14 protein-coding genes are annotated in these 12,779 nt (G+C 48.8%); 4 read left to right on the top strand and 10 right to left on the bottom strand.

All coding sequences use genetic code 11. From position 1 onward, the window contains the following. Window positions 1-240: 240 nt before the first annotated feature. The 5 genes from J2125_RS24555 to J2125_RS24575 form a co-directional block, all read right to left on the bottom strand. A complete protein-coding gene (locus tag J2125_RS24555) occupies window positions 241-861 on the bottom strand; it encodes a LysE family translocator (protein ID WP_072016886.1) in 621 nt (206 codons plus the stop codon). A 142-nt stretch (window positions 862-1,003) separates the two neighbouring features. Next, window positions 1,004-2,572, bottom strand: coding sequence for an IS66 family transposase (gene tnpC / locus J2125_RS24560; RefSeq protein WP_034947609.1), 1,569 nt, complete (start codon window positions 2,570-2,572; stop codon window positions 1,004-1,006). A 19-nt stretch (window positions 2,573-2,591) separates the two neighbouring features. After that, window positions 2,592-2,939: an IS66 family insertion sequence element accessory protein TnpB gene (gene tnpB / locus J2125_RS24565; protein ID WP_034947605.1), complete on the bottom strand. Its 348-nt coding sequence runs from the start codon at window positions 2,937-2,939 to the stop codon at window positions 2,592-2,594. Beyond that, on the bottom strand, window positions 2,936-3,553 hold the full coding sequence (gene tnpA, locus J2125_RS24570; RefSeq protein ID WP_235421162.1) for an IS66-like element accessory protein TnpA: 618 nt from the start codon (window positions 3,551-3,553) through the stop codon (window positions 2,936-2,938). Before tnpA ends, tnpB begins: the two co-directional genes overlap by 4 nt. 63 nt (window positions 3,554-3,616) lie before the next feature. Further along, on the bottom strand, window positions 3,617-4,228 hold the full coding sequence (locus J2125_RS24575; protein ID WP_235421340.1) for a hypothetical protein: 612 nt from the start codon (window positions 4,226-4,228) through the stop codon (window positions 3,617-3,619). Window positions 4,229-4,326: 98 nt separating this feature from the next. Here J2125_RS24575 and J2125_RS24580 point away from each other — a divergent pair. Then, window positions 4,327-5,474 (top strand): IS3 family transposase gene (locus tag J2125_RS24580; RefSeq protein WP_209499570.1). Its coding sequence is split into 2 segments (ribosomal slippage): window positions 4,327-4,564 and window positions 4,564-5,474, totalling 1,149 coding nucleotides; the frame shifts between segments, so codons are not numbered across the junction. Window positions 5,475-5,489: 15 nt separating this feature from the next. Here the strand turns inward: J2125_RS24580 and J2125_RS24585 are convergent. The 4 genes from J2125_RS24585 to J2125_RS24600 all read right to left on the bottom strand — a co-directional run bounded on the left by J2125_RS24585 (window position 5,490) and on the right by J2125_RS24600 (window position 7,678). Then, the gene (locus J2125_RS24585) at window positions 5,490-5,675 is read right to left on the bottom strand and encodes a hypothetical protein (RefSeq protein ID WP_040462535.1); all 186 of its coding nucleotides are present in this window, start codon (window positions 5,673-5,675) and stop codon (window positions 5,490-5,492) included. Between the two features lie 13 nt (window positions 5,676-5,688). After that, window positions 5,689-6,030, bottom strand: a complete 342-nt coding sequence (locus tag J2125_RS24590; RefSeq protein ID WP_013199806.1) for a hypothetical protein — start codon at window positions 6,028-6,030, stop codon at window positions 5,689-5,691. Window positions 6,031-6,129: 99 nt separating this feature from the next. After that, window positions 6,130-6,477 carry a hypothetical protein gene (locus J2125_RS24595; RefSeq protein WP_017802818.1) on the bottom strand — a complete coding sequence of 116 codons (348 nt, stop codon included), beginning with the start codon at window positions 6,475-6,477 and terminating at the stop codon, window positions 6,130-6,132. Window positions 6,478-6,784: 307 nt separating this feature from the next. After that, window positions 6,785-7,678, bottom strand: coding sequence for an integrase domain-containing protein (locus J2125_RS24600; protein WP_017802817.1), 894 nt, complete (start codon window positions 7,676-7,678; stop codon window positions 6,785-6,787). A gap of 921 nt (window positions 7,679-8,599) precedes the next feature. On the opposite strand from J2125_RS24600, the gene J2125_RS24605 reads away from it, so the two are divergent. Next, the gene (locus tag J2125_RS24605; protein WP_017802816.1) at window positions 8,600-9,232 is read left to right on the top strand and encodes a hypothetical protein; all 633 of its coding nucleotides are present in this window, start codon (window positions 8,600-8,602) and stop codon (window positions 9,230-9,232) included. A gap of 1,193 nt (window positions 9,233-10,425) precedes the next feature. On the opposite strand, the gene J2125_RS24610 is transcribed toward J2125_RS24605, so the two are convergent. Beyond that, window positions 10,426-11,118, bottom strand: a complete 693-nt coding sequence (locus tag J2125_RS24610; protein ID WP_017802815.1) for a replication initiation protein — start codon at window positions 11,116-11,118, stop codon at window positions 10,426-10,428. A gap of 504 nt (window positions 11,119-11,622) precedes the next feature. On the opposite strand from J2125_RS24610, the gene J2125_RS24615 reads away from it, so the two are divergent. After that, a complete protein-coding gene (locus tag J2125_RS24615; RefSeq protein ID WP_013199811.1) occupies window positions 11,623-11,940 on the top strand; it encodes a TrfB-related DNA-binding protein in 318 nt (105 codons plus the stop codon). A 270-nt stretch (window positions 11,941-12,210) separates the two neighbouring features. Continuing rightward, window positions 12,211-12,657 carry a translesion error-prone DNA polymerase V autoproteolytic subunit gene (gene umuD / locus J2125_RS24620; RefSeq protein WP_050491335.1) on the top strand — a complete coding sequence of 149 codons (447 nt, stop codon included), beginning with the start codon at window positions 12,211-12,213 and terminating at the stop codon, window positions 12,655-12,657. Window positions 12,658-12,779: the final 122 nt, after the last annotated feature.

Below are 12,779 nucleotides of genomic sequence, written 5' to 3' on the forward strand. Positions count from 1 at the left end.
CTGCCTGCCGGGAGGCTGTGGACTTCAGATAGAATGTCAGTAATACATCCTGATGGTATTCAGCCAGCAACTGAACCGGCTTATTGATGCCTGAAAAGTCAGATTCCGGAAGGAATGATTGCAGTCTGAGAGACCACATTGACTAATGAATATTAGTCAATGTGGTCATTACCATTACATTAAGGGGAGTCTGGAGACCCATATATTCGGGTTGAATTCTGATTTCTATATTTCAGACTTTTATTTGCTACTGGCGGCAAGTCTTACCGCGAAGAAAACAAACAATCCGCCTGTCGATATATCCATCCACCTGATAACTCTTCCATTTTTTAATAAATTCGAAGCGAAGCGGGTGGTCATGATTAAGATGAGCGACCATAATGTACCTATCAGAACATGTATGGATACAAGTAAAAAGGTCCAGATAAACGGTGAGTGTCCGGAGGGTATAAATTGTGGCAAAAATGACACGTAGAAGATGCCCATTTTGGGATTAAGAACGTTGCCGAGCATACCTCTTAAAAACCAGTTTTCTGAAGCATGGACTTGATCATCTGACAGACGAAAACTGGAACGGGGACGGAAGAGCAGTAACACTCCGATGTAGCACAGATAACCAGCTCCGCACCATTTGAGAAGAGAATACGCGACTTCCGATACAGCAAGCACGGCTCCGAGACCAAACGCGACAATCGCCCCCCAGATATAACAGCCTGTGTCTATACCAAGAGCGGCCTGAAATGCCTTCTTACCACCTTCAGCAGAGGCGGTTCGTAGTATTAATGCTGTATCGAGCCCGGGGGTAAGTGTCAGAAGAAGGGCGGTAAAAGAGTAAGCCAGAAGCGCATCTGAAACAGACATTTTCTTTCTCCGAAAGCGAGGATTCTATTGAAATAGAAACAGCTTATCAAGCAAGGTTTTACTTTCAATAAGATGCAGAAAATGTCTTAGTCACGAACGTCTGACTGAATTTAAATTTATGTTTTTCGCCGGCTTTCTAAGATCAAATCTGGTGATTCGTATTCCAGGGTAACAGATTACGCAGCTGGTTTACCGGCCAGTCCTGGATATGAGCAATGACATAGCGAAGCCACGCCTCCGGCTCCACGCCGTTCAGACGGCAGGTTCCGATCAGCGAATACAATACGGCTGCTCGTTCGCCTCCGCTGTCTGATCCCGCAAATAGCCAATTTTTGCGGCCAAGCGCTACGCCACGAAGAGCGTTCTCTGCAATATTGTTGTCGATTTCCACCCATCCGTTACGGCAGCACAGGTTCAGCGCATCCCACTGCTTAAGCATATACATGAATGCCTTCGCCGTATCCGAGTGACGGGATAGCACCTTCATCTGCGCCTGTATCCAGTCGTACAGCGACTGCATAAGCGCGACGGTCCGCCCTTTCCGGACCGCCAGTCGTTTCTCTGCCGGACTGCCGCGGATCTCCGCCTCGATGGCATACAGTTCACCGATGCGCTTCAGCGCTTCGGTTGTTATGTCGGTCGGGGTACGGACATGAACGTCGTGGATTTTTCGCCGGGCATGCGCCATGCAGGCGGCTTCGATAATGCGGCCGTCTTCGTACAGCGCGTTATAACCACCGTAAGCATCTGCCTGCAGGATACCGCTGTACCCGGCAAGGTGTTGCTGAGGATGCATTCCCTTACGGTCCGGTGAGTACGCAAACCAGACCGCCGGTGGCAGTTGCGAACCCGCGTTGCGGTCATCCCGTACGTACACCCACAGCCGTGCCGTGCGGGTTTTGCCGCTGCCCGGCTCCTGAACAGGCACCGGGATATCGTCGGTGTGCACTTTGCCCGGCATCAGCACGTACTGTTTCAGCAGGTCATACAGCGGATCCAGCAGTTCGCTCACCGCGCCGGACCAGCGCCCCAGCGTGGCCCGGCTCAGCTCCACGCCCTGACGGCGGTATATCTCCGACTGACGATAGTGAGGTGTGTGCTCTGCGAACTTCGCCGTGACGATTCGGGCCAGCAGGCCGGGACCCGCGTAGCTGCGCTCGATGGGTTTTGAAGGCATGGAGGCCTGAAAGATGTGGTCACAGCGGCAGCAGGCCAGTTTGGGCCGCTGCGTTTCGATGACCTTAAAGGCGCTGCTGATGAGCTCCAGCTGCTCCGACACGTCGCTGCCCAGCGGGCTGAGGTCCCCACCGCACGCCGGACAGGCGGTTTCTGCCGGGGACAGTATGCGGGTTTCGCGGGGCAGTGAGGCAGGAAGTGGTTTGCGGGCGGAAGACTGGCGCAGCGGCTGCGGGAGCGCCGGGTCATGCTGCTCACCCAGCACCTCTGCCATCTCCTCCTGCAGGGCACCGATGCGTTCCTCAGCTTCACGCACCTGGCGCGCCGTTTTCTCACGCAGCTTTTCAGAGCTTTTGCCAAACTGCATGCGCTGCAGTTTGGCAACCAGCGCTTTCAGGCGGTTAATTTCGCCGGCGTACGCCGCCACCCGCTGCGAGAGCAGACGGTTATACTCCGCCATTTTACGAATGGTGGTCTGCTGCTCCTGCAGCTGCGCCCTGAGCCGGGCGTTTTCATCAGGGTGCGGGGTGTCCATGAACCCACTTTACAGCAGGTTATATCCGCAGGCCAGGGCGTTCCGTCCGCTGCGGATGTTTCCAGTTTATGCCCTCCAGCAGCATGGACAGCTGCGCCGGCGTCAGGTGGACTTTGCCGTCGCGGGTCACCGGCCAGACGAATTGCCCGCGCTCCAGGCGTTTGGTGAACAGGCACAGGCCGTCCCGGTCCGCCCACAGCACCTTTATCATGTCGCCCCGCCGCCCGCGAAAGATAAACAGGTGCCCGCTGAACGGGTCCGTTCGCAACGTGTTCTGCACCTTCGCCGCCAGCCCGTTGAAGCTGCAGCGCATATCTGTCACGCCAGCGACCAGCCAGATACGTGAGCCAGCCGGAAAGTTAATCATGCCTCACCATCCCTGAGTTCGCTGACCATTGCACGCAGCAGCTCCGGCGTCAGTGGCCCGGTCAGGCTCAGGCTGCCGCCCGGCAGTGTCAACTTGCAACTGATGACCGGTGGCAGGTCTGCTGATACGGCCCCGTTGTGTCTGGATGGCGGCGGCAGAGGCTCCACAGTGACCGGAATGAGAGTGGCTCTGCTGGCAGGGTCCAGCAGCCCCTGTCGATGAAGGTTACGCCAGTTAAACACCAGGTTATCGTTAACACCATGCTCCCGCGCCAGTTCTGCCACACAGGCACCCGGCTGCAGGCTCAGTTCCGCCATACGGATTTTGAACTCCAGTGGCCAGTCCGGGCGGCGTTTTTTGACAGGCAGGTTTGTTTCAAGATTGAAGGCGTAGAGCTCCTCCTCCAGGCGCTCAGGCGTGTATTCCTCCGGCAACGGCCAGTTAATACCCGTGCGGCGAAAACGCTTGAACATTTTATGCATAGAGGAAGTACTGATGTTCAGTTGCTCAGCGATTTCACGGTAAGTCAGGGCGTCGTTAAAGCGCAGGCTGAGTGCAGCTGTGATCCAGGGCCTTCTGGTGTAAGGCGTGTTTCTGTCCACGGTAGTGTCCATGTTCGCGAAAATGTCCATGGTAGGAAACACGGGGAAAAATAAAAGACGGTCTGAACGATACGCTTACGGTTTTGATGCTTTAAATTTTTCAATCTTATCACCCTTTGATGTGTCCCAATTTCCAGCAGCCACTTCTAACGCTGAAACCATTAACAACCACGCTAGATTTGGTGAGGATTCACAAATCCAAAGACTATCTTGGAAGTTGCGGGCTGACTTAATTAGTGAGTTAAAATCTTTTTCTGAAAGCTTATAAATATCGTTTATCAATCTCAACTGTGAGATTTTAATATTTTTTTTTGCTGAGGGAACTACTAAGTTTCCTTTTGGCATTAAAGGTGGTGGCGGGTTTTGCTCTGCTCTTGGACTACCATAATCAGGTGTATGATTATAATATTCTCTAACAATTGAGCCTGCATGTGCTCTTACGCCTAATTTCAAGCTAACCAAAGCTGCGATTTCATCACTCAACCAACCGCCATGAAAGTCATCAGTATTTGCCTTTTCATCCATAAAAGACATCTTTGCTGTGTCTAAAGCAGACAAGGCTCTTACTGTTAAGGTAGGTTTTACGCCCACGGTGTCAAATGGGATCATATTTAGAAAGGAATAAACCAAATCTCCTTTAACTTCATCTGTGAATCTGCTGTCGGAGTAAATTATAAATTCAAACATTCCGAACAATTCATTCTTTGATTTAAATTGTTTACTGAATCGCCACGGGTTTAACAGACACCTCAGAGTCATTTAAGATGGCTTAAAGAGAGGTGCCCATGAGCGGTAAGCGTTATCCCGAAGAGTTTAAAATTGAAGCAGTCAAACAGGTTATTGATCGCGGTCATTCTGTTTCCAGCGTTGCAACACGTCTCGATATCACCACCCACAGCCTTTACGCCTGGATAAAGAAGTACGGTCCGGACTCATCCACTAATAAAGAACAGTCAGATGCTCAGGCCGAGATCCGCCGACTCCAGAAGGAGTTGAAGCGGGTTACTGACGAACGGGACATATTAAAAAAAGCCGCGGCGTACTTCGCAAAGCTGTCCGACTGAGGTACGTCTTTATTCGTGACAACTCCCGTTGCTGGCCTGTTCGTCTGCTCTGCAGGGTGCTGGATGTTCATCCCAGTGGCTTTTACGCCTGGTTTAAGCAACCGTATTCTCAGCGCCACCAGGTAGATCTGAGACTGACGGGACAGATCAAACAGTTCTGGCTGGAGTCCGGTTGCGTTTATGGTTATCGCAAGATCCATCTAGACTTGCGGGATAGCGGGCAACAGTGCGGAGTGAACAGAGTCTGGCGACTGATGAATCGTGCCGGGATAAAGGCTCAGGTCAGGTACCGGAGCCCGCGGGCACGCAAAGGCGAGGCCAGTATTGTATCGCCCAACAGGCTCCAGCGACAGTTCAATCCGGATGCTCCGGATAAGCGTTGGGTAACGGACATAACCTACATCAGGACCCACGAAGGCTGGCTGTATCTTGCTGTGGTTGTTGATCTGTTCTCACGCAAAATTATCGGCTGGTCAATGCAATCCCGGATGACAAAGGATATTGTCCTGAACGCACTGCTGATGGCTGTATGGCGGCGTAATCCCCAAAAACAGGTGCTGGTTCACTCGGACCAGGGCAGTCAGTACACAAGCCATGAGTGGCAGTCGTTCCTGAAATCACACGGCCTGGAGGGGAGCATGAGCCGTCGCGGTAACTGTCACGATAATGCGGTTGCAGAAAGCTTTTTCCAGTTGCTGAAACGCGAACGGATAAAGAAAAAGATCTACGGAACGCGGGAAGAAGCCCGCAGCGATATTTTTGATTACATCGAAATGTTTTATAACAGTAAGCGTCGGCATGGTTCGAGCAATCAGATGTCACCGACAGAATATGAAAACCAGTATTATCAACGGCTCGGAAGTGTCTAGATTATCCGTGGCGATTCAGCCAAATTCGAGGCTATAAATAACATCGTAATGAACGGCCATAGAAAAAGGCATCTCAGCTTTAATCTGCACCTGCTCATCAAGGTCATCTAAACCAAGAGTCTGGTAAGCTAATGCCATGAGCATGTCGCCCTCAAAATCAGCTAACTGCAGCATGTCGGTTATGGTTGTCGAAAAAGTCATCAGTAACTCCTCCTCACTGATACGCATAACGCAGCGTTGCTGCCTGATTCGCCAGCTTTAGTGCTGAGCGGCGAGCCTGGCTATACGAGCGAAACACTTCCCCTGGAGCGTTGAGTGAACCAAACCGGTGATTGCCGTAAAAAGTGCCGGACCGAGTGAGTATGCCCGACGTCCATTTTCCAGAAGGTAACTGATGAATCTGAATCTTAAAGCTCAGTGAGCCGGCACGATTCGTTATCCACTCCTCTTTACTGTTTGCGACAGCGACGCGATCACACTTGGATATAACGGCAGCAGACAAACTAGAAAAAAAGGCTTTTATGGAAAAGGATGTTGCTAGTGAAAGGGTATGCATGGTGTTTCTCCGGTTGAGGGGGAAACACCTGCCCTGTCGGGAAGATGTTTCCCGATGGGCATTCGCAGAGCGAATGTTATGGTTCAGACGTCTGTGCTGTTACATCTGAGCAGTGAACACCCGTAAAGATGCAGCGTCAGACGTGGCAAGCTGTGCGGCTTTCGCAGCAGCCTTATGCGTAAAATGCTTACCGTGCCGGCTGAAAATGAATTCATCACCGGGCTGGCCGTTAACCGACGTTCTTGCCATGACTATGGCGTGATAACGTTGATCATCAAACCAGACGCGGGAATGAAACTCGTAATGACCGGAAGGTGAAGCGAGCCACGAAGTTCCTCTGAGCGCAGCCTTAAGGTCTGGACATTCAGACGCAACACGGGTTGCAACTGACAGAACCAGATCGAATGGCAAACGTAGTTCTTTCAGGAACGAGCGGGTGATAGACATAGTCTCTCCATTAAACAGAGAAACATGTGCCCTGTCGGGAATGTTTCCCCGTAGGACGAAGGCCGAAGCCGGATGGTTAAATGTACCCTCATCGCCAGGCAGTAGGAGCCGTGATTGACGATATCTGCTTCCAAAGGTGAGCAGATGTACCACACTGATGTGTTCTCCCTTTCAGGCTACAGGAGTGTTATTTCAGCTACCCGAAGGCGGTCATCTCAAGCCACTGACCATTGGTGGTTGTCCGAAGACAACGTAAGAAGCGTTTTAATAATAGCGCCTAAATAAGATAAATGGCAAGAGCCATTTATTAATCTTCATCATCAACTCTGTTATAAACCCGGGCAACGTAAGCGCCACGTCCGTCACCGTGACCTAGATCCATTGAAACTAAGGCCTCAGCTTCTTTACGACTCATTCCATTTTCAAGGTGATAATTTACGGCATCCTGCGAATAAGCATACCTGAGGCTGTGTGGTGCATGTATCCCTGTCATTCCACTTTCACGTAATACGTTATGATAGCGATCAAGCGCCTGATGAAGCGTTGGCTTGTCGATTAACTTTCCGTTATTTCCCTCAACGTATCGAACAGCGTCATTTAATAAACCAATGACTTTTTCTTTTTCAAAAATTGTCGCATCGCGTGGACGTCCGCCTTTAGTGCCAAAAACAACACGCACATTATCATTTCCGGCCTGTAAACTTTTCCTCCAGGTATTGAGTGATTTGGCCGACTGAACGGTCTCCTCTGCGCGGAGACCAATATACCTTGCGAGTTGAACACTTATTGCAATCCCCCGATCCTTTTCTGAAACCAATGAAAGAATTTCTTTAAGACGTGAATCAGAAATCGCAACTTTAGTTCCCTCCCTACTGGCTCCTGAAATATTAAGCGCCTGGTTACTCAGTTTTTCATGCGTCGGATTAGCAAGTACATTACGCCCTCCCTGTGTAAGAATTGATCGCAACGCAGCCATTTCATTTTGCAGCGTTCGGGACGATATATTTTCACCCTGACGGCTGCGGATATAATTTTCGATATGTTTTGTTTTAATATGGCTTACGTCCCGAATCTGAATATTAAGGTTTGCCAGTCGCTCCGAAAAGCGACTGGCAATCTTTGAACGATCAGAAATCGTTTTAAAACTTCCTCCGCCCTGACGTGCGAGCGTGACGAGTTGCTTACCTAATTTTCCAGACACTGCATATCTCCTTTCAGAACCCACTGCTGTAGGCCGGCAACCCCACAGCAGTGTGACTCTGAATATGTACATATCTTCCCCGATGACACGGTTGCTTTTGCGCTTCCTGCGTCTCGACTGGTATCTGTGCATCGGGGCGGCGAAATGTTGAGTTCTTGCGAGGCTCCCCAGGTCTCTGACCTGTTTGCGGCTTGCGCCGTGCTGACGTTAGTCAGTCTGCCTCCGTACACCAGTTTCCTGATGTCGCCATCGATACCGAGTCGATCATTCTCCTTCTAATAAAACGCCCTTAACGGGTTGATCGTTAACGTCGCGTTGTGGTTGATAAATAGCCAGCTGAGCACCTGAAAACACGTAATACGTGCACGTCAGATTGTACCGGCATGGTGAAAACCGCACTGTGCGTGGGTTTGACCGTTATGCGCTGCGCGCGTCACTTTGTTCTCGTTTCACTCGAACCAAAGTGACGCCGCGCAGCTTCATGCTCCTAATGCGTCTTCCGCAAGCGCCCAAATGTTCCAAATGGGCTTATGCGTCATTGCAAAAGTCGTATGCAGCTCAGGGCGTATCCCTGATAAATCTCATAACGTAAGTGAATAAAGCATCGTTGAGGATGCCTTGTCTGAAGACGCCAGGCGTATGTGAAAGCCCAGGCTTTGGTGAGTGAACAAGTACCCCAATCGTCGCGTCGTAGGTGCGCATTGTTGACGATATCTGCTTCCAGGAGTGAGCAGATGTACCACACTGATGTGTTCTCCCTTTCAGGCTGCAGGAGTGTTTTTTCAGCTACCCGAAGGCGGTCCTCTCAAGCTATCGGACCATTGGTGGCCGTCATTAGACGACTTGTAACAGTTGAAAAGGTATCAATCAGACTGTAGAAATGTCAACTATGAATAGTCGAAAATACTAAAAATGGAGCAAATGGAATTTATGGACTGGCTGAGAAATATAGGTTTCTTCATCCCATTAATAGCTATAGTTGTTAGCTTAAATGCAAGACTTAAAACTTTTAACAATGAGAGAATATCAGTCTACAAGGACATGAAATCTCTTTCATCCGAACTGGAAATGGAAGGTTATGAGATAAAGGTAATTGATGATGAGTTAAAGAAACTAATAGTACGAGAAGTAACCGGGATAGTTGAGATCACACCCGCAAGAAGATTAATGAAAATCCTTAGTTGCAACCCAAACCTAGACTCATTTAAAATAAAAAGATTGAAATCTTTGATTCGATCAATCCGCGAAACAGAGCATTTAAACAAAGAGGAAATAGCTGAGGTTAAATTTAATTTAAATAAAAAACTCTATAAGAAAAGTGCGAAAGAAGGCGCTATTTACATATTTGCATTTCTTATAGGGTATATAACATTCCTCTTCTCTGGATTGTCATCTCTTGCAGATAAGGATTATCTATGGGCAAGCATTCAAATAATCATGTCATTCGCACTGCTAATAGCAATGATGCTCACAAAGGCATCCTACCCAGCGCCATGGAATTACAGGAAACATAAAAAATTTACTGACGAACTCAATTCATACAAAAGCCATTAAAAAATACAAATAACATAAAAAACCACACCAAGCTGGAAATTGACATGCGTAAAAATGTTGTGGTTTTCTATTAAAAATACAGACGCACAACTCAAAATATATGTTGGTAGAATTAAAATAATACATCAATCAATAACGTATTATTGATGTTAAATATCAATTATAACGTTAACAACCTGTGTTGATAAAGATATGGGGCTAACAAAATATTCAGGCCAACCCTAACGCACCTTTATAGCTGAGTTTTGTAATTATATTTAATTTTAGAACTAGAGCTGCCAGCAAATGAGCTGCGAGCCCTGACATGGGAATAAGCCCTACTTATGAGCCAGCAGGCGCGGTCGTGCGCAGAAAGATATCGAGTGGGAATCCCCCCTACTTTTGCAGGAGTGAGCGGCCGGCCAGTCAGCTGCGCGCCGTCATATGGGAATCAGCCCTACTTTTGAACCGGCGGGCACGGCCGGGCGCAGAATGATATCGAGTGGGAATCCCCCCTACTTTTTAACCCGTGGGCACGGCCGGGTGCAGAATGGCATTGTGTGGGAATCCCCCCTACTTTTGCAGAAGCGAGCGGCCGGCCAGTCAGCCGTGCGCCGTCATATGGGAATCAGCCCTACTTTTGAACCGGCGGGCACGGCCGGGCGCAGAATGGCATTGAGTGGGAATCCCCCCTACTTTTGCAGGAGTGAGCGGCCACCCAGTCAGCTGCGCGCCTTCATATGGGAATCCCCCCTACTTTTTAACCCGTGGGCACGGCCGGGTGCAGAATGGCATTGTGTGGGAATCCCCCCTACTTTTGCAGGATTGAGCGGCCGGCCAGTCAGCTGCGCGCCGTCATATGGGAATCAGCCCTACTTTTAACCGGCGGGCACGGCCGGGCGCAGAATGGCATTGAGTGGGAATCCCCCCTACTTTTGCAGGAGTGAGCGGCCACCCAGTCAGCTGCGCGCCTTCATATGGGAATCCCCCCTACTTTTTAACCCGTGGGCACGGCCGGGTGCAGAATGGCATTGTGTGGGAATCCCCCCTACTTTTGCAGGATTGAGCGGCCGGCCAGTCAGCTGCGCGCCGTCATATGGGAATCAGCCCTACTTTTAACCGGCGGGCACGGCCGGGCGCAGAATGGCATTGAGTGGGAATCCCCCCTACTTTTGCAGGAGTGAATGGCCGGAACGTTTGACGTGAAATATGATTTAAACACCGTTCTTTTGATAAATATTGAAAATCATTTTTCCATTATTATCAGCTTGATAGGTAACACTTAGCGGAGTTTTATCGTTAATTTGTCGCAGGGCTGGTTCAAGAAATGATCTTTTTAATTCTGCGCTATTGTTGCGCTGCGAATCTGGCAGCATGAAACGATCCGCCAACCACTCATGACTAGTCTTCCAGATCCCGGTGCTACGGAACTGGCATAAGCTTTCATACAGCCTGACAGTGCGGGGATTTTTAAGGCTTCCACAATCTCTAAGCGAGTAAGTGGTGAACTGGTTCCCTAAAACGTAAAGGTAAGGCATTACACGGGGATTAAATTCGATTTCCCATTGCCCCTTACTTGAGCGGCCACCGGCTTCAATCAACCAAGGTAAAGCTCTGATGTCATTGCGACCATTCTTCGGGTAAAACAGAATAGATGCGCGCGATAGCTCAATCACGCCCTCCTTCACGTCGCGACTAGCCTGATTTCGACTTATATTGAAAATGTCTTCGTAATCAGATACTGCCACGTTGAATACTGGGCTTGCATCATCATTATCATCTGTAAAATATGTTTGCATAAGGCATAACCAAAGAACACGTTTTGACTTCAATGAGAGATGATAGGCTGCTTCTGTCAACTCATTTGACTGTTTGACATTAATCTTTTTTTTCAATTGGTTAGCCATATACTTAACCTTGTATGGGTAAATATTTATACCCCACAATACCGAAGAATACACACAAGTCAACACATTAAATCTCGACATCCTGATATAGGGCAGATTCCCATACGGTTTAGGGCTAATTCCCATAGCAAGTAGGGTTGGTTCCCATATTAAGTAATGCGAATTCCCACATGATATAGGGCAAATACCCACAAAGGTGGTTAGTTTTGATAATCTTATCAATAGGTTACGCGACCTAAAAAGCCTTTAAAATACTTAAAAAACCCAAAAAAGCCTTTAAAAATTATCACTGTGGATAAGTGTATAACTTCGCTTGAGCACTGTAACCGTCCTCGCTTCGCTCAGCCGGTCAACCCCTCAGCGGCACAAAAACAAGTTTTGTACCGCCTCACGGTTTCAGATTTAGATCGAGAGAGTTTCAGATTATCATCTATCGTTGACTACCGTTGACTTTGGTAGAGCAAGGGCAATAACCTAAGTTGAAGAACATAAAAGGGTTTGAAAATGGCGCACAAACGAAAGATTTCTCAGGAAGAATGGGATCGTATTCTTCCGGCTATGGAAACCTTTGCGGATATAACAACTCAGATAGCTTATCTGGTCTTGGTCAAAGATGAGAAACAATCAGACGTAGCTACCAACTTAGCGAGATCAAAACAAAATGTAGGCAATGCCGTGAAAAGAGTCTGGGACCTTTACACTGAACTTGAACATGCAGAGGGTAGAAAACTTCATTTCGTAAGTGTTTGGATCCCTGAAGAAGAGGCCATCAAAGTGAAGAAGATAGCTGCCCAATTTCCGATCAATAAACTCAGTAGCTGATACAACCTACCCAGATTTAGTTACAACAATCTAATCACTTTGCATCTGTGTGCCAATCCTCAGCATCATGAATCTTTGAAGGCCACCCAGCCCGCCGACTAAATTTCCATCTGTTTCATAGGGCTGGCTTTGCTAATAGCTTTTAACATCCCCTACCACTTGCCAGTCTAATTCCTTCATATAATACTGTACATAAAAACAGTGTTTATCAAAAGGGGGAATGTATGACCTTTCTACTACTAAAAATTATCATTTTAGGGCTTTTCACAAATGAACGGCGATAAACTTAGCGCACTCACCATCTTGTGCCCGCCGGAATCTTGCCCTCAGCTCAGAGTACCGCTATTTGCTGACCCATGCGCCGCAGGGTTCCCCTCCCCTGCCCAGGATTACGTCGAGTCAGAGCTTGATCTAAATGAACTCTGCATACGTCGGCGAGCATCAACGTTCTTCGTTCGTGCAAGTGGTAGCAGCATGCAGGAGTTAGGCTTATTTGACGGTGATGTTATGGTTGTTGATCGGGCTGAAGAGGCCTCTCAGGGCGATATCGTTATAGCTGAAGTGAATGGAGAGTTCACAGTGAAACGTCTCCAATTGCAGCCATGTCTCGCTTTGCTACCAATGAATCCGTCCTACCCGGTAATTTATCCTGAAGATCTGCAATTGCTCGGTGTGGTCACTTGGTGGTTTAACAGCACGCGAGCTCGCCGGAGGTAAGCGTCTTCAGGCGGTGGCCCGTAATACCAGGCCGAAAGTCCGGTTCATCAGGCCAGAATGTCAGGAAGCCCTGATTGACGGGCACCTTATTGCAGGTTGCCAAGTCACCCATAAAAAATGTC

This window comes from Winslowiella toletana (genome assembly GCF_017875465.1).
Lineage (GTDB): Bacteria > Pseudomonadota > Gammaproteobacteria > Enterobacterales > Enterobacteriaceae > Erwinia > Erwinia toletana.

Coding starts and splice junctions, on each gene's coding strand:
- J2125_RS24555 (WP_072016886.1), bottom strand. CDS start 861: ATGTCTGTTTCAGATGCGCTTCTGGCTTACTCTTTTACCGCCCTTCTT.
- tnpC (WP_034947609.1), bottom strand. CDS start 2,572: ATGGACACCCCGCACCCTGATGAAAACGCCCGGCTCAGGGCGCAGCTG.
- tnpB (WP_034947605.1), bottom strand. CDS start 2,939: ATGATTAACTTTCCGGCTGGCTCACGTATCTGGCTGGTCGCTGGCGTG.
- tnpA (WP_235421162.1), bottom strand. CDS start 3,553: ATGGACACTACCGTGGACAGAAACACGCCTTACACCAGAAGGCCCTGG.
- J2125_RS24575 (WP_235421340.1), bottom strand. CDS start 4,228: ATGTTTGAATTTATAATTTACTCCGACAGCAGATTCACAGATGAAGTT.
- J2125_RS24585 (WP_040462535.1), bottom strand. CDS start 5,675: ATGACTTTTTCGACAACCATAACCGACATGCTGCAGTTAGCTGATTTT.
- J2125_RS24590 (WP_013199806.1), bottom strand. CDS start 6,030: ATGCATACCCTTTCACTAGCAACATCCTTTTCCATAAAAGCCTTTTTT.
- J2125_RS24595 (WP_017802818.1), bottom strand. CDS start 6,477: ATGTCTATCACCCGCTCGTTCCTGAAAGAACTACGTTTGCCATTCGAT.
- J2125_RS24605 (WP_017802816.1), top strand. CDS start 8,600: ATGGAATTTATGGACTGGCTGAGAAATATAGGTTTCTTCATCCCATTA.
- J2125_RS24610 (WP_017802815.1), bottom strand. CDS start 11,118: ATGGCTAACCAATTGAAAAAAAAGATTAATGTCAAACAGTCAAATGAG.
- J2125_RS24615 (WP_013199811.1), top strand. CDS start 11,623: ATGGCGCACAAACGAAAGATTTCTCAGGAAGAATGGGATCGTATTCTT.
- umuD (WP_050491335.1), top strand. CDS start 12,211: ATGAACGGCGATAAACTTAGCGCACTCACCATCTTGTGCCCGCCGGAA.